The sequence below is a fragment of the Tenacibaculum amylolyticum genome (assembly GCF_964511145.1).
GTDB lineage: Bacteria > Bacteroidota > Bacteroidia > Flavobacteriales > Flavobacteriaceae > Polaribacter > Polaribacter amylolyticum.
The window spans coordinates 36,726-55,600 of sequence record NZ_CAZEFZ010000010.1 but is presented as its reverse complement, the minus strand read 5'-3'; the positions used below and the strand labels follow the sequence as shown (position 1 = coordinate 55,600).

Annotated in this window: 31 protein-coding genes; all 31 read right to left on the bottom strand. The window is 34.1% G+C overall.

Annotated elements, in window-relative coordinates:
* Positions 1 to 38: 38 nt before the first annotated feature.
* A complete protein-coding gene (gene rplQ / locus ACKTTC_RS05325) occupies positions 39 to 536 on the bottom strand; it encodes a 50S ribosomal protein L17 (protein WP_408038759.1) in 498 nt (165 codons plus the stop codon).
* A 74-nt stretch (positions 537 to 610) separates the two neighbouring features.
* Positions 611 to 1,603, bottom strand: coding sequence for a DNA-directed RNA polymerase subunit alpha (locus tag ACKTTC_RS05320; protein WP_408038758.1), 993 nt, complete (start codon positions 1,601 to 1,603; stop codon positions 611 to 613).
* A 105-nt stretch (positions 1,604 to 1,708) separates the two neighbouring features.
* Positions 1,709 to 2,314 carry a 30S ribosomal protein S4 gene (gene rpsD, locus ACKTTC_RS05315; RefSeq protein WP_408038757.1) on the bottom strand — a complete coding sequence of 202 codons (606 nt, stop codon included), beginning with the start codon at positions 2,312 to 2,314 and terminating at the stop codon, positions 1,709 to 1,711.
* An 83-nt stretch (positions 2,315 to 2,397) separates the two neighbouring features.
* Positions 2,398 to 2,784, bottom strand: a complete 387-nt coding sequence (rpsK, locus tag ACKTTC_RS05310) for a 30S ribosomal protein S11 (protein WP_100925405.1) — start codon at positions 2,782 to 2,784, stop codon at positions 2,398 to 2,400.
* A gap of 34 nt (positions 2,785 to 2,818) precedes the next feature.
* Positions 2,819 to 3,184 carry a 30S ribosomal protein S13 gene (gene rpsM, locus ACKTTC_RS05305; RefSeq protein ID WP_408038756.1) on the bottom strand — a complete coding sequence of 122 codons (366 nt, stop codon included), beginning with the start codon at positions 3,182 to 3,184 and terminating at the stop codon, positions 2,819 to 2,821.
* Between the two features lie 105 nt (positions 3,185 to 3,289).
* Positions 3,290 to 3,406, bottom strand: a complete 117-nt coding sequence (gene ykgO / locus ACKTTC_RS05300; RefSeq protein ID WP_010181906.1) for a type B 50S ribosomal protein L36 — start codon at positions 3,404 to 3,406, stop codon at positions 3,290 to 3,292.
* A 12-nt stretch (positions 3,407 to 3,418) separates the two neighbouring features.
* A complete protein-coding gene (gene infA, locus ACKTTC_RS05295; RefSeq protein WP_068206835.1) occupies positions 3,419 to 3,634 on the bottom strand; it encodes a translation initiation factor IF-1 in 216 nt (71 codons plus the stop codon).
* Position 3,635: 1 nt separating this feature from the next.
* A complete protein-coding gene (gene secY, locus ACKTTC_RS05290) occupies positions 3,636 to 4,958 on the bottom strand; it encodes a preprotein translocase subunit SecY (protein WP_408038786.1) in 1,323 nt (440 codons plus the stop codon).
* 12 nt (positions 4,959 to 4,970) lie between these two features.
* On the bottom strand, positions 4,971 to 5,420 hold the full coding sequence (gene rplO / locus ACKTTC_RS05285) for a 50S ribosomal protein L15 (protein ID WP_408038755.1): 450 nt from the start codon (positions 5,418 to 5,420) through the stop codon (positions 4,971 to 4,973).
* A gap of 14 nt (positions 5,421 to 5,434) precedes the next feature.
* A complete protein-coding gene (gene rpmD, locus ACKTTC_RS05280) occupies positions 5,435 to 5,617 on the bottom strand; it encodes a 50S ribosomal protein L30 (RefSeq protein ID WP_274635086.1) in 183 nt (60 codons plus the stop codon).
* An 11-nt stretch (positions 5,618 to 5,628) separates the two neighbouring features.
* On the bottom strand, positions 5,629 to 6,150 hold the full coding sequence (rpsE, locus tag ACKTTC_RS05275) for a 30S ribosomal protein S5 (protein WP_408038754.1): 522 nt from the start codon (positions 6,148 to 6,150) through the stop codon (positions 5,629 to 5,631).
* Between the two features lie 11 nt (positions 6,151 to 6,161).
* A complete protein-coding gene (rplR, locus tag ACKTTC_RS05270; RefSeq protein ID WP_408038753.1) occupies positions 6,162 to 6,512 on the bottom strand; it encodes a 50S ribosomal protein L18 in 351 nt (116 codons plus the stop codon).
* Positions 6,513 to 6,523: 11 nt separating this feature from the next.
* Complete coding sequence (rplF, locus tag ACKTTC_RS05265; RefSeq protein ID WP_408038752.1) at positions 6,524 to 7,069, bottom strand: 50S ribosomal protein L6; 546 nt, start codon at positions 7,067 to 7,069, stop codon at positions 6,524 to 6,526.
* 16 nt (positions 7,070 to 7,085) lie between these two features.
* Positions 7,086 to 7,484 (bottom strand): 30S ribosomal protein S8, encoded by a 399-nt coding sequence (gene rpsH / locus ACKTTC_RS05260; RefSeq protein ID WP_408038751.1) that lies wholly within the window; start codon positions 7,482 to 7,484, stop codon positions 7,086 to 7,088.
* Positions 7,485 to 8,106: 622 nt separating this feature from the next.
* Positions 8,107 to 9,291, bottom strand: coding sequence for a DUF6973 domain-containing protein (locus ACKTTC_RS05255; protein ID WP_408038750.1), 1,185 nt, complete (start codon positions 9,289 to 9,291; stop codon positions 8,107 to 8,109).
* Between the two features lie 165 nt (positions 9,292 to 9,456).
* Positions 9,457 to 9,726 (bottom strand): 30S ribosomal protein S14, encoded by a 270-nt coding sequence (rpsN, locus tag ACKTTC_RS05250; RefSeq protein ID WP_091891535.1) that lies wholly within the window; start codon positions 9,724 to 9,726, stop codon positions 9,457 to 9,459.
* 4 nt (positions 9,727 to 9,730) lie between these two features.
* Positions 9,731 to 10,282, bottom strand: coding sequence for a 50S ribosomal protein L5 (gene rplE / locus ACKTTC_RS05245; protein ID WP_408038749.1), 552 nt, complete (start codon positions 10,280 to 10,282; stop codon positions 9,731 to 9,733).
* Between the two features lie 2 nt (positions 10,283 to 10,284).
* Positions 10,285 to 10,593: a 50S ribosomal protein L24 gene (gene rplX, locus ACKTTC_RS05240; protein ID WP_408038748.1), complete on the bottom strand. Its 309-nt coding sequence runs from the start codon at positions 10,591 to 10,593 to the stop codon at positions 10,285 to 10,287.
* A gap of 14 nt (positions 10,594 to 10,607) precedes the next feature.
* A complete protein-coding gene (gene rplN / locus ACKTTC_RS05235) occupies positions 10,608 to 10,976 on the bottom strand; it encodes a 50S ribosomal protein L14 (RefSeq protein WP_408038747.1) in 369 nt (122 codons plus the stop codon).
* A 1-nt stretch (position 10,977) separates the two neighbouring features.
* Positions 10,978 to 11,235 carry a 30S ribosomal protein S17 gene (gene rpsQ, locus ACKTTC_RS05230; protein WP_100925418.1) on the bottom strand — a complete coding sequence of 86 codons (258 nt, stop codon included), beginning with the start codon at positions 11,233 to 11,235 and terminating at the stop codon, positions 10,978 to 10,980.
* Positions 11,236 to 11,254: 19 nt separating this feature from the next.
* Positions 11,255 to 11,446: a 50S ribosomal protein L29 gene (gene rpmC, locus ACKTTC_RS05225; protein ID WP_408038746.1), complete on the bottom strand. Its 192-nt coding sequence runs from the start codon at positions 11,444 to 11,446 to the stop codon at positions 11,255 to 11,257.
* 12 nt (positions 11,447 to 11,458) lie between these two features.
* Positions 11,459 to 11,890: a 50S ribosomal protein L16 gene (gene rplP / locus ACKTTC_RS05220; RefSeq protein ID WP_408038745.1), complete on the bottom strand. Its 432-nt coding sequence runs from the start codon at positions 11,888 to 11,890 to the stop codon at positions 11,459 to 11,461.
* Between the two features lie 19 nt (positions 11,891 to 11,909).
* Positions 11,910 to 12,629 (bottom strand): 30S ribosomal protein S3, encoded by a 720-nt coding sequence (rpsC, locus tag ACKTTC_RS05215; protein WP_408038744.1) that lies wholly within the window; start codon positions 12,627 to 12,629, stop codon positions 11,910 to 11,912.
* Between the two features lie 11 nt (positions 12,630 to 12,640).
* A complete protein-coding gene (gene rplV / locus ACKTTC_RS05210) occupies positions 12,641 to 13,045 on the bottom strand; it encodes a 50S ribosomal protein L22 (RefSeq protein WP_408038743.1) in 405 nt (134 codons plus the stop codon).
* 9 nt (positions 13,046 to 13,054) lie between these two features.
* On the bottom strand, positions 13,055 to 13,333 hold the full coding sequence (gene rpsS / locus ACKTTC_RS05205) for a 30S ribosomal protein S19 (protein WP_075342604.1): 279 nt from the start codon (positions 13,331 to 13,333) through the stop codon (positions 13,055 to 13,057).
* A gap of 6 nt (positions 13,334 to 13,339) precedes the next feature.
* Entirely contained in the window at positions 13,340 to 14,164 is an 825-nt protein-coding gene (rplB, locus tag ACKTTC_RS05200) for a 50S ribosomal protein L2 (protein ID WP_075342603.1), read from the bottom strand.
* A 14-nt stretch (positions 14,165 to 14,178) separates the two neighbouring features.
* Positions 14,179 to 14,466: a 50S ribosomal protein L23 gene (gene rplW, locus ACKTTC_RS05195; protein ID WP_132722874.1), complete on the bottom strand. Its 288-nt coding sequence runs from the start codon at positions 14,464 to 14,466 to the stop codon at positions 14,179 to 14,181.
* 10 nt (positions 14,467 to 14,476) lie between these two features.
* Positions 14,477 to 15,106 (bottom strand): 50S ribosomal protein L4, encoded by a 630-nt coding sequence (rplD, locus tag ACKTTC_RS05190; RefSeq protein WP_408038742.1) that lies wholly within the window; start codon positions 15,104 to 15,106, stop codon positions 14,477 to 14,479.
* On the bottom strand, positions 15,106 to 15,723 hold the full coding sequence (gene rplC / locus ACKTTC_RS05185) for a 50S ribosomal protein L3 (protein ID WP_408038741.1): 618 nt from the start codon (positions 15,721 to 15,723) through the stop codon (positions 15,106 to 15,108). Before rplC ends, rplD begins: the two co-directional genes overlap by 1 nt.
* A 717-nt stretch (positions 15,724 to 16,440) precedes the next feature.
* Positions 16,441 to 16,746 carry a 30S ribosomal protein S10 gene (gene rpsJ / locus ACKTTC_RS05180; protein ID WP_075342599.1) on the bottom strand — a complete coding sequence of 102 codons (306 nt, stop codon included), beginning with the start codon at positions 16,744 to 16,746 and terminating at the stop codon, positions 16,441 to 16,443.
* An 8-nt stretch (positions 16,747 to 16,754) separates the two neighbouring features.
* Positions 16,755 to 18,872: an elongation factor G gene (fusA, locus tag ACKTTC_RS05175; protein WP_408038740.1), complete on the bottom strand. Its 2,118-nt coding sequence runs from the start codon at positions 18,870 to 18,872 to the stop codon at positions 16,755 to 16,757.
* Between the last annotated feature and the right edge of the window lie 3 nt (positions 18,873 to 18,875).

Sequence of the window (18,875 nt, the reverse complement as noted above, 5' to 3'; positions counted from 1 at the left end):
AAATTGTTTATCCTTTTTGTAATTTATAGAACTGTCATTTATTCTTCTTCTTGTGAAGTTTCAACATCAGCTACAGGTGCTGCTTCTTTCTTAGCTCCACCTCTACGGCTACGACGAGTATTCTTCTTAGCCTTCTTACCATTAGGGTTATATAATTCGTTGTAATCAACTAATTCAACCATTGCCATTGGTGCGTTATCACCTTGACGATTTCCTAACTTGATGATACGAACATATCCTCCTGGTCTGTCTGCAACTTTTACAGAAATTTCTTTGAATAATTCTGTAACTGCATATTTGTTACGTAAGTAACTAAATACAACACGACGGTTGTGCATGTTTTGCTCTGCAGTTGCATTGTTATCAGCTTTAGCTTTTGTAATTAATGGCTCTACATACTTACGTAAAGCTTTCGCTTTAGCTTCTGTAGTATTAATTCGCTTGTGCTCGATTAAAGAACAAGCCATATTCGCTAACATAGATTTTCTATGTGCTGTTTTTCTACCTAAATGGTTTACTTTTTTACCGTGTCTCATGACCTTTTAGTTTTAAGACTATCATCTTGCTCTACCCACTCTTGAGGAGCAAATTATGATACCCTCGTTAAATATTAATCTCTATCTAATTTGTATTTCGATAAATCCATTCCGAAACTTAATCCTTTATTGTTCACTAACTCTTCTAATTCTGTTAATGATTTTTTACCAAAGTTTCTGAACTTCATTAAATCTCCTTTGTTAAATGACACTAAGTCTCCTAACGTATCTACTTCTGCAGCTTTTAAACAATTTAAAGCACGAACAGATAAATCCATATCTACTAATTTCGTCTTTAATAACTGACGCATGTGAAGTGATTCTTCATCATACGATTCAGTTTGTGCAATTTCATCTGCCTCTAATGTAATTCTCTCATCTGAGAATAACATAAAGTGGTGGATTAAAATCTTAGCTGCTTCCGTTAAAGCATCTTTAGGATTAATTGAACCATCTGTATCGATATCAAATACTAATTTTTCGTAATCAGTCTTTTGCTCAACACGGAAGTTTTCTACAGCATACTTTACATTTTTAATTGGTGTAAAGATAGAATCTGTAAAAATTGTTCCTAATGGTGCTCCTGATTTTTTGTTTTCTTCAGCAGGTACAAATCCTCTACCTTTTTCTATGGTAATTTCTGCATTAATCTTTACAGATTTATCCATATTACAGATTACTAAATCTGGATTTAATACTTGGAAACCTGAAATAAATTTCTGTAAGTCTCCAGCAGTTAACTGCTCTTGACCAGATATTGCGATCGTTACAGTTTCTCTATCTGACTCTTCGATTTGCTTTTTGAAACGAACTTGCTTTAAGTTTAAGATCATTTCAGTTACATCTTCTACTACTCCAGTAATTGTTGAAAATTCGTGCTCAACACCGTCGATTCTTAAAGATGTAATTGCGAAACCTTCTAAAGAAGATAATAAAACTCTACGTAACGCATTACCAATAGTTAAACCAAAACCTGGTTCTAATGGTCTGAATTCAAATCTACCTGAAAAATCAGTAGATTCGATCATGATTACTTTATCTGGTTTTTGAAAATTTAAAATCGCCATTATTTTTTTCTTCGTTTTAATTGTTATTTGGTTGCGCGGTTTATAAGTTTGAAGAAATACGAATAAACCCTTTGGCCAAATACCAATGTGATTATGATTATTTTATTATTTAGAGTACAATTCTACGATTAATTGCTCTTTGATGTTTTCTGGAATTTGTAATCTTTCTGGAGCTTTAACAAATGTTCCAGACTTTTGATCAGCATTCCAGCTTAACCATTCGTATACATTACTATTAGAAGCTAATGCGTTTTCGATAGCCTCTAATGATTTAGATTTCTCTCTTACTGCAACAACATCTCCAGCTTTTAATCTGTATGATGGAATGTTAACGATCTCACCATTAACAGTGATGTGACGGTGCGATACTAATTGACGAGCTCCTCTACGTGAGTTAGATAATCCAAAACGGTATACAGTGTTATCTAAACGAGACTCACATAATTGTAATAATACTTCACCAGTAATTCCTCCTGATGCTTGAGCCTTTTTAAATAAGTTACGGAATTGACGCTCTAAGATACCATATGTATACTTAGCTTTTTGCTTTTCCATTAACTGTACTGCATATTCAGATTTCTTTCCTCTTCTCTTTCCAACACCATGTTGTCCTGGAGGGTAGTTTCTTTTTTCGAAGTTCTTATCGTCTCCGAAAATTGCCTCGCCAAATTTACGAGCAATCTTAGTTTTTGGTCCTGTATATCTTGCCATTTCTAAAAAATTTAAGCAGGGATTGTGAATTAAGGCTTACTCCTTCGACAATCATGAATCCTGCTTGTGTTAAAATATTATAATTATACTCTTCTTCTTTTTGGAGGTCTACAACCATTGTGTGGAATTGGTGTAACGTCAATGATTTCTGTTACTTCGATTCCTGAGTTATGGATTGATCTGATTGCAGATTCTCTACCATTTCCTGGTCCTTTTACATAAACTTTTACTTTACGTAAACCAGCTTCTTTAGCTACGCTAGCACAGTTTTCAGCTGCTAATTGAGCTGCATAAGGAGTGTTCTTTTTAGAACCTCTGAAGCCCATTTTACCTGCAGAAGACCATGAAATTACATCTCCTTTTTTGTTTGTTAAAGAGATGATGATGTTATTGAACGATGCTGTGATGTGCGCCTCTCCTGTAGACTCAATTACAACTTTACGCTTTTTTGTTACTTTAGATTTTGCCATGATTCTTTACTATTAGTAAAAATAATCTCAACGATTATTTTTTCTTGTTAGCTACAGTTTTTCTCTTACCTTTTCTAGTACGAGAGTTATTTTTAGTTCTTTGTCCTCTTAAAGGTAATCCAAGTCTGTGACGGATTCCTCTTTGACAACCGATGTCCATTAAACGTTTGATGTTTAATTGAACTTCTGAACGTAATTCACCCTCTATAGTGTACTTACCAACTTGCTCACGAATTGCTGCAATTTGATCATCGTTCCAATCTTGAACTTTAATGTTCTCGTCAACTTTTGCTTCTGCTAAAATTTCTTTAGCTCTGCTTTTTCCGATACCAAAGATATATGTTAAAGAGATAAGACCTCTTTTGTTCTTTGGAATATCAATACCTGCGATTCTTGCCATATTGTTATAGTTTTTAGCTGTTAGTTTTTAGTTGTTAGAATCCTAAACATTTCTATTTCAAGCAGATTCATCTAACTACTAATTACTAATAACTCAATTTCTTTATTATCCTTGTCTTTGTTTAAATCTAGGATTCTTTTTATTAATTACATATAATCTGCCCTTTCTGCGTACAATTTTACAGTCGGCACTTCTCTTCTTTAATGATGCTCTTACTTTCATCAGTGTGTGTTTTTAATATCTGTAAGTAATTCTTGCCTTAGTTAAATCATAAGGACTCATTTCTAACTTTACCTTATCTCCTGGTAAAAGTTTGATATAGTGCATACGCATTTTACCTGAAATGTGTGCCGTAACAATATGTCCATTTTCTAATTCTACACGAAACATTGCATTAGATAATGCTTCCGTTATTGTTCCATCTTGTTGAATTGCTGGTTGCTTAGCCATATTATTTTAATGATTTTCTATTAGTGTTACCTGTTTTCATTAAACCGTCGTAACGACTGTTTAATAAATACGAATTAATTTGTTGAATTGTGTCGATAGCAACTCCTACCATAATGATTAAGGATGTACCTCCGTAGAATAATGCCCAGTTTTGAGTTACTCCAAACTGTACAATTATAGCAGGCAAAATAGATAATGCTGCTAAGAATAAAGACCCTGGGAATGTAATTCTAGATAGAACTGAATCTAAATAGTTTGCTGTTTCTTCACCTGGTTTGTAACCTGGAACGAAACCATTACTTCTTTTTAAGTCTTCGGCCATTTTATTCGTTGGAATTGTAATTGCTGTGTAGAAATAACTAAAGATAATTATTAATAAAGCAAAAATTACGTTATACCATAATCCGTTGATATCTGTTAAACTCACTAATGCAGGGTATTTTTGACCTAACGTAATAGGTAAAAACATAATTGCTTGTGCAAAGATAATTGGCATCACACCTGCTGCGTTTAACTTTAAAGGAATGTACTGTCTAGCACCTTCAACATCTTTAATGTTTGCAATAGCTGTTCTTCTAGCATACTGAACCGCTACTTTACGAACAGCAGTTACTAGTAACACAGTTAATAATATTACAACAAACCACACTAGAACTTCAATTAATATCATCATGATACCTCCACCACCTGCATTGGTAGTTTTAGAAATAAATTCTTGTAGGAATGCTGCTGGGAAGTTGGCGATAATACCTACTGTAATTAATAAAGAGATTCCATTACCAACACCTTTGTCTGTAATACGCTCTCCTAACCACATTGCAAAAATTGTTCCTGCAGTAAGTAATATCATAGATGAAACCCAAAAGGTTAACCCACCAACTAAGAAAGCTGACTCTGGCAAACCGAATTGCGTTTTAATTGCTGTAATATACGTTGGTCCTTGCACTAAGGTAATTGCAATTGTTAACCAACGTGTAATTTGCGTAATTTTCTTACGTCCACTCTCTCCATCTTTTTGTAATTTTTGTAAGTAAGGAACCGCAATTCCCATTAATTGAACTACAATAGATGCAGAAATGTAAGGCATTATACCGAGTGCCATTACGGATGCTCTGGCAAATGCCCCACCTGTAAATGCATTTAAAATTCCTAAAAGACCACCGTCTGTACTATCTTTTAGTGCTGCCAACTGTGTTGGGTCTATTCCCGGTAAGGGAACAGCAGCCATGAAACGATATACAGCGATTAAACCAATTGTTAAAAGTAATTTTTCTTTTAACTCTTCAATTTTCCAAATGTCTTTTAAAGTATTTATAAAATTCATCATTTACAGTTCTTATAATGTTACTGCCTCACCTCCAGCTGCTTCGATAGCTGCTTTAGCTGATGCTGTAAATTTGTGTACAGTTATATTTAATTTAGCTTTTAATTCTCCGCGACCTAATATTTTAACTAAGTCATTTTTACGTGCTAATCTGTTTTCTACTAAAACGTCCATAGTAACTGTATCAGAAATTCTACCGTTATCTACTAACTCTTGTAATCTATCTAAATTAACACCTACGTATTCTTTACGGTTTATGTTTGTGAAACCGAACTTAGGCACACGTCTTTGAAGTGGCATTTGTCCTCCTTCAAATCCTATTTTACGAGAGTATCCTGAACGAGATTTAGCTCCTTTATGTCCTCTTGTAGAGGTACCTCCACGACCAGAACCTTCTCCACGAGCGATACGCTTATCGCTTTTAGTAGACCCTGCCGCTGGTTTTAAGTTATGTAAACCCATTTTTTATTATCTTCTTATTTAATTTCTTCTACAGAAACTAAGTGTTGAACTTTATTTACCATTCCCAAAATTGTAGCTGTTGCATCGTGTTCTACAGTTTGGTTCATTTTACGTAATCCTAAGGCCTCTAATGTTCTTTTTTGATTTTTAAGGCGACCTATTTGACTTTTTACTTGTGTAACTCTAATTTTACTCATCGTCCTAAAATTTATCCGTTAAAAACTTTCTCTAAAGAAATACCTCTTTGTCTTGCAACTGTTGCTGCACTACGTAATTGTAATAACGCATCGAAAGTTGCTTTTACAACATTGTGAGGGTTAGATGATCCTTGAGATTTTGATAATACATCATGTACTCCTACAGACTCTAATACGGCACGTACTGCACCACCTGCAATAACTCCGGTACCGTGAGAAGCTGGCTTAATAAATACTTTAGCTCCTCCGAATTTACCTTTTTGCTCGTGTGGTAATGTTCCGTCTAAAAGTGGGATACGTACTAAGTTCTTCTTTGCATCTTCAACTGCTTTTGCAATTGCAGATGATACATCTTTAGATTTTCCTAATCCGTGTCCTACAACTCCTTTACCATCTCCAACAACAACGATAGCAGAGAATCCAAATGCTCTACCTCCCTTTGTTACTTTGGTAACACGTTGCACACCAACTAATCTATCTACAAGCTCTAATCCGCTTGGTTTTACTCTTTCTACGTTTTTATATCCTAACATAATATAATTTCTTAAAATTTTAAACCAGCTTCTCTTGCAGCTTCTGCTAATACTTTAACACGTCCGTGGTATAAGTATCCATTTCTATCAAAAGCAACAGTTTCAATTCCAGCTTTCACAGCTTTCTCTGCGATTGCTTTTCCTACTGCTGCAGCAGTTTCTGCTTTAGAACCAGATGCAATTTCTTTATCTCTCGATGAAGCAGATGCTAACGTTACACCTTCTACATCATTTATTATTTGAGCATAGATTTCTTTATTACTTCTAAAAACTGATAACCTAGGTTTTTCAGTTGTACCAGAAACAACTTTTCTAATTCTATACTTTATACGTTGTCTTCTTTCAAGTTTTGATAATGCCATAACACTAATTATTATGCAGATTTACCTGCTTTTCTTCTAATTACTTCACCAACAAACTTAACTCCTTTACCTTTATATGGTTCTGGCTTACGGAAAGAACGAATCTTTGCTGCAACCTGCCCCACTAACTGCTTATCATAAGAAGTTAATTTTACGATTGGATTTTTACCTTTTTCAGATACTGTCTCAACCTTAATTTCTGGTGCTAACTCTAAAACAATGTTATGAGAAAATCCTAAAGCTAAATCTAACTTTTGTCCTTGGTTAGACGCTCTATAACCTACTCCAACTAACTCTAATTCTTTAGTGTAACCTTTGCTAACACCTTCAACCATGTTACTGATTAAAGCACGATATAAACCATGTGCAGCTTTGTGTTCTTTACTATCTGATGGTCTTTCTAATGTTAATGTACCATCTTCGATCTTTACAGTAATATCAGAAGTTAACTTTTGAGTTAATTCTCCTAATTTACCTTTTACTGTTACCACGTTATCGTTTACTTTTACTTCAACACCTTGTGGCAATGTGATTGGGCTTTTACCTATTCTACTCATCTTACAAAATGTTTTTTTAGTAAACGTAACATAATACCTCTCCACCAACATTCTCTTGACGAGCTTTTTTGTTGGTCATTACACCTTTTGAAGTTGATACAATTGCAATACCAAGTCCATTTAAAACTCTTGGCATTTCTTTTGCACCTACGTACTTACGTAAACCTGGTGTAGATACTCTTTGAATTTTTCGGATAACCGGTTCTTTTGTTAAGCGATCATACTTTAAAGCTATTTTAATAGTTCCTTGAACTTTATCGTCATTGAACTGGTAGCTTAAAATGTATCCTTGATCAAACAAAATCTTAGTCATCTCCTTCTTCAACTTTGAAGCTGGAACTTCAACAACTCTGTGTCCTGCCATAATAGCGTTTCTAACACGAGTAAGAAAATCCGCGATTGGATCTGTATACATACTAAATTAATTGCGGTTTTGGTTTTTAGTAATTTCTGTAGTTCCTACGATTATTCGTAATTACTAAACCTGAAACCAGTTAATACTATTTTTTTTGTTTTTAACTGCAAATTAGTTTTTGTTATTCACTTAAATATGCATTCCTGCACAGCGTTCACAACAAAGCATAATTCACCCTGTAAAAACAGTGTGCAAATATACACAAACTTTTCGAAAAAAAAAGGCTTTTATGAATTATCAGTTTGACTATTAATTTATTGCTTATTTCCATCCTTTTTTAAGGCGAAAGAAAACTTTGTCAAAATCGTTTCAAAAAAGGATTATTTTTAATTTTTATTACTGATTATTTTAAATATTTCTACATTATATTTTCCTATTACACCTAGAAATAAAAAGAGTTAAAAAGAAAAAATAAAAAGCTATAAATCAAAACAATGAATAGTAACAACTTTCCATCTTAATCGTATAAAATATAGAAATCGTATTAAGAAAGCTCTTCCATATAGAAACATCTTAAATAAAAAGACAGGCAATTTTTCAATTGCCTGTCTTTTTTATGTGCTAGTAAATCTATTAACCTATTTTGATAGTCATTTTGATTAAACTATCAAGGCGTAATTATTTATTGTGATATATATACAGCTAATGTACCATCGCAAGACTGATAAGCTTCATAATACGTTTCCCAACACTCAGGTCCATCAGGTTCAACAATACGTGTTTCTCTATCATCAAAATCACTAATTGTAGGATTTGGTAAAAAGCCACTATCAAAATTATCGTCACATATATATCTAGATCTTCTATGATATTTAGTAACACAATTATATGTCTTAGTTCTAATTTTGTCTGCTCTCTCTTGAGTTGTACCAGTAACATAAAAAGCCTTTTCAACTTCTTCTTTTGTTTTTTGTTTTAGTAAATCAACACTTGGTGTTTTTAATCCTACTACAAAACCTAAAAACTTTTCATAAGGCGTATTTCTATCATATACTCTTCTTCCTATTTCATTATTATGATAGTCCATATACATTGCATCTTTTTCATTATTACCACACTCTTCCCAAGCATCTGTAACCGTTTTAGCATAACTTAACTTAGGAGCTTTAGAAGATACTGTATAATAATACCTACATAAAAGAGCGCTCCATAAAATATGTCTGTAAGCATCGTGTTTTGTATCTGCCGAAGCTAAACTAGGATATTCAGCTGCAGCAATATTCTTAGCTTGACCAGCTTGATAGAATGCAGCAAGTGCCATAGCTCTAGAACCAAATGACCCTCCATAACTTCTAAAAACTCCTTTATTATCTATGCAATCTACTTGAGCACTTCCGTAATCATTTTTAGTAATTTTTGAAGACTCACGTGCTTGATCCGACAATTTCTTATAAACTAAATAGTCTAAACTTTGATGATAATATTCTTCAATTACATTTATATTCTTTTGAATGTCTTCATCTGATAATGTTGGAAAGTCTTTTCTTAAAAGCTCTACTTTTTCTGTTACATTGTCTCCTTCTTTGATGTAAGGAAATTTGGCTAACTCTTCTTCTACTGCTTTTGCTATTTGATCTAAGCTAAAATCTTCCAAATTAATTGTTTTAGCACTTTCTTTTCGAGCTAAGGTTTTATTATCACTATCTATAATTGGTGCATTTAACCTATTATTTACAAGAATTCCTTTATAAGTATTTAAATTCTCATGAGCGATATTAGATTCATTAAGGACTTCGTTATCGTTTCCTGTACAATTTACCAATAAGGCAATAAAAAAAGCAGAGATAATATAATTTATCTTCTTCATAATATATAAAATTTAGATTGATTCAACAATTTTTCACGCTAAGCAACGACATAGGCTTTGAGAAGTTTTCATGCAATTTTAAACGTGACAATTTTATCACGAATATAATAAAAAAGGCGAACAATTTTTCAATTGTCCGCCTTTTTATATTTATAAAGCTAGTTTCTACCAGCTTGCTTTCTTTACTCCAGGAATTAATCCTTGGTTTGCCATTTCACGGAAAGTAACACGTGAAATTCCAAACTGACGCATGTATCCTTTTGGACGACCAGTTAGCTTACAACGATTGTGCATTCTAATTGGTGAAGCGTTTTTTGGTAACTTTTGTAATGCTTCATAGTCTCCAGCTTCTTTTAAAGCTTTTCTCTTTTCAGCATATTTAGCAACCGTTTTAGCTCTTTTACGCTCACGCGCTTTCATTGATTCTTTAGCCATGTTGTTAATTCTTTTTAAATGGTAAACCTAATTCTCCTAATAATGACTTCGCTTCTTTATCAGTACCAGCAGATGTTACAAATGTAATATCCATACCACTGATTTTCTTTACTTGGTCAATATTAATTTCTGGGTAGATGATTTGTTCAGTAATTCCTAAGTTGTAATTACCTCTACCATCGAAACCATTTGCTTTAATTCCACCGAAATCTCTTACACGTGGTAAAGAAGCTGTAATTAAACGATCTAAAAATTCGTACATGATATCTCCTCTTAACGTAACTTTAGCTCCAATTGGCATTCCTTTACGTAATTTGAAGTTTGCAACGTCTTTCTTAGATACAGTTGAAACTGCTTTTTGACCTGTGATTGCAGTTAATTCATCAACTGCATATTCGATTAATTTTTTATCAGCAATTGCAGCACCTACACCTTTACTTACAACAATCTTTTGTAATTTAGGTACTTGCATTACGTTCTTATATCCGAACTCATCAGTTAGAGCTTTAATAACTCTACTTTTGTACTCTTCTTTTAATCTTGGTACGTAACTCATAGTTATATTGCTTTATCTGATTTTTTTGAAAATCTTACTTTCTTATCACCTTCTACTCTATAACCTACTCTTACTGCTTCACCGTTTTCTACTAAAGCAACGTTAGAAATATGTAATGGTGCTTCTTGCTTTACGATACCTCCTTGTGGATTTGCAGCGCTAGGTTTTGTATGCTTAGATACCATATTTACACCTTCTACTACTACTCTATCCTTATCTTTAAGAATACGTAAAACCTTTCCTTCAGATCCTTTGTGATCTCCTGCGATAACTTTAACAGTATCTCCTGATTTAATTTTAAATTTCTTCATCTTAAAATCTGATTTTATAACACCTCTGGTGCTAATGATACTATTTTCATAAATTGTTTCTCACGTAATTCACGAGCCACTGGACCGAATACACGTGTTCCTCTCATTTCCTCTGTAGGATTTAAAAGTACACAAGCATTATCATCAAATCTAATATATGATCCGTCTTTACGTCTAATTTCTTTCTTAGTACGAACAACAACTGCACGAGATACTTGACCTTTTTTTACAGTTCCGTTTGGAGTTGCAGACTTAACTGTTACAACAATTTTATCTCCAACGCTAGCGTAACGCTTTTTTGTTCCTCCTAAAACTCTAATCACTAAAACTTCTTTCGCTCCAGTGTTGTCTGCTACTTTTAATCTTGATTCTGTCTGTAACATATTATTTAGCTCTTTCTAGGATTTCTACTAATCTCCAACGCTTAGATTTACTTAATGGACGTGTTTCCATTATTCTCACTGTATCTCCAATGTTGCAATCGTTATTCTCGTCATGTGCAACGTACTTCTTCGTTTTCTTAACGAATTTACCGTACATTGGGTGCTTTACTCTTTTTACCTCGCTAACTACGATAGACTTCTCCATCTTGTTGCTAGATACAACACCTATTCTCTCTTTTCTAAGATTTCTTTTTTCCATCTTTAAAACTGACTAGAATTTATTGTAATTCTCTTTTAGTTAACTCTGTAGCAATTCTTGCTACAGTTCTTCTTAAGGTTCTTAACTGCAATGGATTTTCCAATGGAGTTATAGCGTGTGCCATCTTAAGATCAGTATAGTTTTTCTTCAACGCTCCTAGCTTATCTTGTAAGTCAGCTGTTGATAATTCTTTTATTTCTGATTGTTTCATGATCTATTAGAATTAAGCGTTATAATCAAAATCTCTCGCTATGATAAACTTTGTTTTTACTGGTAATTTTTGTGCAGCTAAGCGTAAAGCTTCTTTTGCTACTTCCATTGGTACTCCACCAACTTCAAATAATATTCTACCAGGTTTAACAACAGCTACGAAATGATCTGGTGCACCTTTACCTTTACCCATACGTACCTCTAACGGTTTCTTTGTTATTGGTTTATCCGGGAAAATTTTAATCCAAAGTTGCCCCTCTCTTTTCATGTAACGAGTTGCCGCGATACGTGCAGCTTCTATTTGGCGAGAAGTAAGTAAGTTCTGGTCTAAGGATTTGATACCAAACATTCCGTTTGATAACTGAGTACCTCTTCCAGAGTTTCCACTCATATTACCTTTACCCTTCTGAACTCTACGATATTTTACTCTTTTTGGCTGTAACATCTCTAATTTCTTTTAAAAATTATTTTCTTCTACGAGGTTGACGTCTTCCACCTCCACCTTTGTTAGAATTACCTTTTTGCTTAGATAATCCTACTAATGGAGATAATTCACGCTTTCCATAAACCTCGCCTTTCATAATCCATACTTTCACACCGATTCTTCCGTATGTAGTATGCGCTTCAACAAGTGAATAATCGATATCTGCTCTAAAAGTAGATAAAGGAATTCTTCCCTCCTTATAGTGTTCAGAACGTGCCATTTCAGCTCCGTTTAAACGACCAGAAAGTTGAACTTTAATACCTTCTGCGTTCATACGCATTGCAGCCGCGATAGCCATTTTAGTAGCACGCTTGTAAGAAATTCTGTTTTCGATTTGACGAGCAATACTAGCTGCAACTAAATTTGCATCTAATTCTGGACGCTTAATTTCGAAAATGTTGATTTGAACTTCTTTACCTGTAATCTTCTTAAGCTCTTCTTTTAACTTGTCTACCTCTTGACCTCCTTTACCAATAATGATACCTGGACGTGCAGTAGTGATAGTAACGGTTACAAGTTTTAAAGTACGCTCAATAATGATACGAGAAACACTTGCTTTAGATAATCTAGCTTTTAAATACCTTCTTATCTTATCGTCTTCAGCAATCTTATCTCCGTAGTCATTTCCACCATACCAGTTAGATTCCCATCCTCTGATAATTCCTAAACGATTTCCTATTGGATTTGTCTTTTGTCCCATTTCTACTTTGATTAATTACTGTTATTTTTAGTTCCTAACTCTAAAGTTACGTGATTAGAACGCTTACGAATTCTATGTGCACGTCCTTGTGGAGCTGGTCTTAATCTCTTTAACATTCCAGCGCTATCTACATAAATAGATTTCACAAATAATCCAGCATCCTCAATACTTGCATCTTCATTTTTAGCTTGCCAGTTAGCAATAGCTGATAATAATAACTTTTCTAAGTTACGAGATGCTTCTTTTGGACTGAATTTTAAGATTTGTAAAGCTTTTTCAACTTCTACTCCTCTTACCAAATCTGCTACTAAGCGCATTTTTCTTGGTGACGTAGGACAGTTAGTAAGCTTTGCAAATGCTCTTTGCTTTTTAGCTTCTTTTAACTGTTGTGCCATGTTATGTTTACGACTTCCCATAATATCCTACTATTTTTTTCCTTTATTTTTAGCACCAGCGTGTCCACGGAATGAACGTGTTGGTGAAAATTCGCCTAACTTATGACCTACCATGTTTTCTGTAACGTAAACAGGTACAAACTGACGTCCGTTATGAACTGCAATTGTTTGTCCAACAAAATCAGGAGTAATCATACTAGCTCTAGACCAAGTTTTGATTACAGATTTCTTACCTGATTCAACGTTAGCTAACACTTTTCTTTCTAATTTATAGTGAACGTACGGTCCTTTTTTTAATGATCTTGCCATGATTTATTATTTCTTTCTACGTTCTATAATATACTTATTACTAGCTTTAGTCTTAGATCTAGTCTTATATCCTTTAGCTGGGATACCATTCTTAGATCTTGGATGTCCTCCAGAAGAACGTCCTTCACCACCTCCCATTGGGTGATCAACTGGGTTCTTTCTAACTGCATTAGTTCTAGGTCTTCTACCTAACCATCTAGATCTACCTGCTTTACCAGAAACTAATAATTGGTGATCTGAGTTAGATACAACTCCAATAGTTGCTAAACAAGTTTGTAAGATTAATCTTGTTTCACCTGAAGGTAACTTTACTGTAGCATATTTCCCGTCTCTTGCCATTAATTGAGCAAAAGAACCTGCAGAACGAGCCATAACAGCTCCTTGACCTGGACGTAACTCGATACAAGAAATAGTTGTTCCTAAAGGAATATCACTTAAGAACATTGCGTTACCAACATCTGGTGTAGCTTCTTTTCCTGATACGATTGTTTGTCCTACTTTTAATCCGTTTTGTGCAATTACATAACGCTTTTCTCCATCAGCATATTGAACTAACGCGATAAACGCTGTACGGTTTGGATCGTACTCGATAGTTAATACTGTAGCAGGATCGTTGTATCTATTTCTTTTGAAATCGATAATACGATATCTTCTTTTATGTCCTCCTCCTCTGTTAGGAGTAGTCATACGACCCTGATTGTTTCGACCTCCAGTTCTTTTTTTCGGTGCCAATAATGACTTTTCCGGCTTATCAGTAGTGATGGTGTCGAACCCATTCACAACTCTAAAACGCTGACCTGGTGTTATTGGTTTTAATTTTCTAACTGACATTTGTCTTGCTATTCTTATAGATTGTTATAAAAATCAATTTCTCCATCTGCTAACTGAACAACCGCTTTTTTATAACCGCTTGTTAAACCAGAAACTAGTCCTTTTTTAGTGTACTTAGTTTTTCTTAAAGCTGGGTGATTTAAAGTCCTTACTTTCTCTACTGTTACTCCGTAAGTAGCTTCTACCGCGTCTTTAATTTGAATTTTGTTAGCATTCTTATTTACAACAAATGTATAACGGTTAAATTTTTCGCTATCGTTTGTCGCTTTCTCTGTAATAATAGGTTTTATTAAAATACTCATCTGAAAAATCCTATTTACTTAAGTTAGATTCAATTCCTTCTAAAGTACTCTCTGCAATAACTACTTTTTTAGCGTTTAAAACGTTATAAGTATTTACTCCTGTAGCACTTACCACTTTAGAATTTTGTATATTTCTAGAAGATAAGTAAACGTTTTTGTTTTCGTTACCTAATACAAATAATGACTTTGATGCGTCTAATTCTAATGCTTTTAATACTTTAACAAATTCTTTCGTTTTTGGAGTTTCAAAATTGAAATCTTCAACTACTACTAAATTGTTATCTTTTGCTTGGATACTTAAAGCTGATTTACGAGCTAAACGCTTTAAGTTTTTGTTTAATTTGAAAGAATAGTTTCTTGGTCTTGGACCGAAGATACGTCCTCCACCTCTAAATACTGGAGACTTGATACTACCAGCACGTGCTGTACCTGTACCTTTTTGTTTTTTAATCTTCCTAGTACTTCCAGTGATCTCACCTCTTTCTTTAGCCTTGTGAGTTCCTTGTCTTTGATTCGCCAAATATTGCTTTACATCTAAGTAAATTGCATGATCGTTTGGCTCAATTCCGAATACTTCGTTAGAAAGTTCAACTTTTCTACCAGTATCTTTTCCTGTAATGTCTAATACTGCTACTTTCATTATTTCTCAACGATTACATAAGAGTTTTTGTGTCCTGGAATAGCTCCTTTCACTACTAAAAGGTTCTTTTCTGGAACTACTTTTAATACTCTTAAATTTTGAACTTTAACTTTGTCGCCTCCCATACGTCCTGCCATACGCATTCCTTTGAACACTCTTGCAGGATAAGAAGCTGCACCAATAGAACCTGGCGCTCTTAAACGGTTATGCTGACCGTGTGTAGCTTGTCCAACACCACCAAATCCGTGACGTTTAACAACCCCTTGAAAACCTTTACCTTTAGAAGTCCCTGAAACATCAACAAACTCTCCTTCAGTAAAGTGCTCTACTGTAATTGAATCACCCAATTTGTACTCACCATCAAAACCTTGAAATTCAACAACTTTTTTCTTTGCAACAGTACCAGCTTTTTTAAAGTGGCCATCTAACGCTTTGTTAGAACTTTTTGCTTTTTTGTCATCGAAACCTAACTGTAAAGCTGAATAACCATCAACTTCTTCGGTTCTGACTTGGGTAACTACGCAAGGACCTGCTTCGATAACGGTACATGGGATATTCTTCCCATTCTCGTCGAATAAGCTGGTCATTCCGATTTTTTTTCCTATTAACCCAGACATATCTGTTAATTTTAAGACGATTAGATTTTACAATTTTATCCAGCGCGTCTATTAATAAATAATTATTTGAAACAAATGTTTCGGCGTCCTTTAAATCCTACTCAAAAAAAAAGAGCGTAAAACACGATTTTAGCTCTTAACTGTTTGTGTTTTACCGTTTTTCCTTCGCGAAACCCTCCGGACATGTTACTGAAATTATGCGTTAAAATTGATTAACATCCAATTTCGGACTGCGAAAGTATAAAAAAAAACATATATAAACAAATCAAAACCACTTATTTATATGATTTATTGGAAGTTGCAGGAATTACTAGAAAAACACATTTAAATTACAATCATTAAAAAGGCATACTTCTCTCAAAAAAACAATTACTCACCTATCGAATCTTCTATCATTCAACATTAACTACCTCTGTAAACAAACAGTATTAAGATTAAAAAACCTTTTATCAATTAAAGTATTTTTCACAGCAAAACCATACTTTAATTTGACTTAGTAATTCTACTAAAAGCCACCTCATATCGTTGCTATTTACAGAAACATACATTATAGTTATAAATAATTATGTCAGGAACAGTGATATTATAGAGTTTTATAGTAAAGTAAGGAATAATATCAAGTATTTGATCTATAATAAAATTAAAAAACTCTTAAACACAAAAAAGCCTCTTTACAAAATGTAAAAAGGCTTCTTATTTTTAAAGTATTTAAAATACTTATACTTTGATCTCTACTTCAACTCCGCTTGGTAATTCAAGTTTCATTAAGGCATCGATAGTCTTAGATGAAGAACTATAGATATCTAATAAACGCTTGTAAGCAGATAATTGAAATTGCTCTCTAGATTTTTTGTTTACGTGTGGTGAACGTAATACAGTAAAAATCTTTTTATGAGTTGGTAATGGAATCGGTCCGTTTACTACCGCTCCTGTACTCTTTACGGTCTTAACGATTTTCTCAGCAGACTTATCTACTAAATTATAATCGTAAGATTTTAATTTTATTCTAATTTTTTGACTCATCTTAATAATTAACCTTTAGCATTAGCGATTACTTCTTCTGCAATGTTACTTGGTGTCTCTGCATAGTGAGAGAATTCCATAGTAGACGTTGCTCTACCAGAAGATAATGTACGTAATGAAGTTACATAACCAAACATTTCTGATAATGGTACAATTGCTTTTACCACTTTAGAACCAGAACGGTCGCTCATATCATTTACTTGACCACGTCTTCTGTTTAAATCCCCTACAATGTCACCCATATTTTCTTCTGGAGTTAACACTTCTAATTTCATCATTGGCTCCATAATTACGGCTCTTGCAGCTTTTGCAGCAGCTTTATAACCTAATTTCGCAGCTAATTCGAATGATAATTGATCAGAATCTACAGGGTGGAAAGAACCATCCATTAAGGTTACTTTCATTGCATCCATTTCGTATCCTGCTAATGGACCATTTTTCATTGCTTCTTTGAAACCTTTTTCTACTGAAGGAACAAATTCTTTAGGAACGTTACCACCTTTAATGATAGATTCGAACTCTAAACCTTGCTTACCTTCTTCTGCTGGCTCCATTTTGAATACGATATCCGCAAACTTACCACGTCCACCAGATTGTTTCTTATAAACTTCTCTGTGTTCTGCAGATGCTGTAATTGCTTCTTTGTACTCTACTTGAGGTTGACCTTGGTTAACTTCAACTTTAAACTCACGCTTTAAACGATCTACAATAATATCTAAGTGTAACTCACCCATTCCTGAAATTACTGTTTGACCTGAAGCTTCATCTGTTTTTACTGTAAATGTTGGATCTTCTTCAGCTAATTTTGCTAAAGCCATACCTAATTTATCAACATCAGCTTTTGTTTTTGGCTCAACAGCGATACCGATTACCGGATCTGGGAAATCCATAGATTCTAAAACGATTGGTGCTTTTTCCGCAGATAAAGTATCACCTGTTTTAATATCTTTAAATCCTACTGCTGCTCCAATATCTCCTGCTTCAATAAAATCAATTGCATTTTGTTTATTAGAGTGCATTTGGTAAATACGTGAAATACGCTCTTTTTTACCTGAACGGTTATTTAATACGTAAGAACCTGCATCTAAACGACCAGAGTATGCACGGAAGAATGCTAAACGACCTACGAATGGGTCTGTTGCAATCTTAAATGCTAAAGCTGAGAATGGCTCTTGTACAGATGGCTTACGAGCAATCTCTTCACCTGTATTAGGATCAGTACCGATGATTGCTTCTTTATCTGTTGGAGAAGGTAAATAACGACAAACAGCGTCTAATAAGAACTGAACACCTTTGTTTTTAAATGCCGATCCACAAACCATAGGAATGATAGACATGTCCATTACAGCAGCACGTAAAGCAGCGTGTACTTCTTCTTCTGTAATAGAGTTCTCATCTTCCATGAACTTCTCTAATAAGTTCTCATCGTAAGCAGCAACTTCTTCAATTAATTTTGCTCTTAACTCTGCAGCCTCTTCTTTTAAATCTTCTGGAATATCAACGATATCGAATGTAGATCCAAAGTTATCATCATGCCATACAATAGCACGGTTCTTTACTAAATCTACAATCCCTTTAAAGTCTGCTTCATCACCAATGTTTAATACGATTGGCACTGCATTAGACTTTAACATATCTTTTACTTGCTGACATACTGCTAAGAAGTTAGATCCTTGACGGTCCATCTTGTTAACAAAACCAATACGAGGCACTTTATAGTTATCAGCTAAACGCCAGTTTGTTTCTGACTGAGGCTCAACACCATCAACCGCAGAAAATAAGAATACTAATCCATCTAATACACGTAATGAACGGTTTACCTCTACAGTAAAATCAACGTGACCAGGAGTATCAATAATATTAAAGTGATATCCTTTTGTATCTGGAGTAGGCTGTCCATTTTCAATTGGAAATTTCCACTCACAAGTTGTTGCAGCAGAAGTAATTGTAATACCTCTTTCTGCTTCTTGCTCCATCCAGTCCATCGTAGATGCACCATCGTGAACCTCTCCAATCTTATGAGAAACTCCCGTATAAAATAAGATACGCTCGGTAGTTGTAGTTTTTCCTGCATCAATATGTGCAGCAATACCGATATTTCTAGTAAATTTTAAATCTCTAGCCATTGT

Excerpts from the sequence above, each read along its gene's own strand:
- rpsC (WP_408038744.1), bottom strand. The coding sequence starts at position 12,629 with ATGGGACAAAAGACAAATCCAATAGGAAATCGTTTAGGAATTATCAGA.
- rplQ (WP_408038759.1), bottom strand. The coding sequence starts at position 536 with ATGAGACACGGTAAAAAAGTAAACCATTTAGGTAGAAAAACAGCACAT.
- rpsK (WP_100925405.1), bottom strand. The coding sequence starts at position 2,784 with ATGGCAAAATCTAAAGTAACAAAAAAGCGTAAAGTTGTAATTGAGTCT.
- rplW (WP_132722874.1), bottom strand. The coding sequence starts at position 14,466 with ATGAGTATTTTAATAAAACCTATTATTACAGAGAAAGCGACAAACGAT.
- rpsS (WP_075342604.1), bottom strand. The coding sequence starts at position 13,333 with ATGGCAAGATCATTAAAAAAAGGACCGTACGTTCACTATAAATTAGAA.
- rpsE (WP_408038754.1), bottom strand. The coding sequence starts at position 6,150 with ATGTTAGGATATAAAAACGTAGAAAGAGTAAAACCAAGCGGATTAGAG.
- rpsQ (WP_100925418.1), bottom strand. The coding sequence starts at position 11,235 with ATGGAAAAAAGAAATCTTAGAAAAGAGAGAATAGGTGTTGTATCTAGC.
- rplR (WP_408038753.1), bottom strand. The coding sequence starts at position 6,512 with ATGGCATTATCAAAACTTGAAAGAAGACAACGTATAAAGTATAGAATT.
- ACKTTC_RS05255 (WP_408038750.1), bottom strand. The coding sequence starts at position 9,291 with ATGAAGAAGATAAATTATATTATCTCTGCTTTTTTTATTGCCTTATTG.
- ykgO (WP_010181906.1), bottom strand. The coding sequence starts at position 3,406 with ATGAAAGTAAGAGCATCATTAAAGAAGAGAAGTGCCGACTGTAAAATT.
- rplP (WP_408038745.1), bottom strand. The coding sequence starts at position 11,890 with ATGTTACAGCCAAAAAGAGTAAAATATCGTAGAGTTCAGAAGGGTAAA.
- rpmD (WP_274635086.1), bottom strand. The coding sequence starts at position 5,617 with ATGAGTAAAATTAGAGTTACACAAGTAAAAAGTCAAATAGGTCGCCTT.
- rplC (WP_408038741.1), bottom strand. The coding sequence starts at position 15,723 with ATGTCTGGGTTAATAGGAAAAAAAATCGGAATGACCAGCTTATTCGAC.
- rpmC (WP_408038746.1), bottom strand. The coding sequence starts at position 11,446 with ATGAAACAATCAGAAATAAAAGAATTATCAACAGCTGACTTACAAGAT.
- ACKTTC_RS05320 (WP_408038758.1), bottom strand. The coding sequence starts at position 1,603 with ATGGCGATTTTAAATTTTCAAAAACCAGATAAAGTAATCATGATCGAA.
- rpsJ (WP_075342599.1), bottom strand. The coding sequence starts at position 16,746 with ATGAGTCAAAAAATTAGAATAAAATTAAAATCTTACGATTATAATTTA.
- rpsH (WP_408038751.1), bottom strand. The coding sequence starts at position 7,484 with ATGTATACAGATCCAATCGCGGATTTTCTTACTCGTGTTAGAAACGCT.
- rpsD (WP_408038757.1), bottom strand. The coding sequence starts at position 2,314 with ATGGCAAGATATACAGGACCAAAAACTAAGATTGCTCGTAAATTTGGC.
- rplN (WP_408038747.1), bottom strand. The coding sequence starts at position 10,976 with ATGTTACAGACAGAATCAAGATTAAAAGTAGCAGACAACACTGGAGCG.
- rpsN (WP_091891535.1), bottom strand. The coding sequence starts at position 9,726 with ATGGCTAAAGAATCAATGAAAGCGCGTGAGCGTAAAAGAGCTAAAACG.
- rpsM (WP_408038756.1), bottom strand. The coding sequence starts at position 3,184 with ATGGCAAGAATCGCAGGTATTGATATTCCAAAGAACAAAAGAGGTCTT.
- fusA (WP_408038740.1), bottom strand. The coding sequence starts at position 18,872 with ATGGCTAGAGATTTAAAATTTACTAGAAATATCGGTATTGCTGCACAT.
- rplE (WP_408038749.1), bottom strand. The coding sequence starts at position 10,282 with ATGAGTTACGTACCAAGATTAAAAGAAGAGTACAAAAGTAGAGTTATT.
- secY (WP_408038786.1), bottom strand. The coding sequence starts at position 4,958 with ATGAATTTTATAAATACTTTAAAAGACATTTGGAAAATTGAAGAGTTA.
- rplV (WP_408038743.1), bottom strand. The coding sequence starts at position 13,045 with ATGGGAAGTCGTAAACATAACATGGCACAACAGTTAAAAGAAGCTAAA.
- rplX (WP_408038748.1), bottom strand. The coding sequence starts at position 10,593 with ATGAAGAAATTTAAAATTAAATCAGGAGATACTGTTAAAGTTATCGCA.
- rplB (WP_075342603.1), bottom strand. The coding sequence starts at position 14,164 with ATGTCAGTTAGAAAATTAAAACCAATAACACCAGGTCAGCGTTTTAGA.
- rplD (WP_408038742.1), bottom strand. The coding sequence starts at position 15,106 with ATGAAAGTAGCAGTATTAGACATTACAGGAAAAGATACTGGTAGAAAA.
- rplO (WP_408038755.1), bottom strand. The coding sequence starts at position 5,420 with ATGGGTTTACATAACTTAAAACCAGCGGCAGGGTCTACTAAAAGCGAT.
- infA (WP_068206835.1), bottom strand. The coding sequence starts at position 3,634 with ATGGCTAAGCAACCAGCAATTCAACAAGATGGAACAATAACGGAAGCA.
- rplF (WP_408038752.1), bottom strand. The coding sequence starts at position 7,069 with ATGAGTAGAATAGGTAAAAGCCCAATCACATTGCCACAAGGTGTTGAA.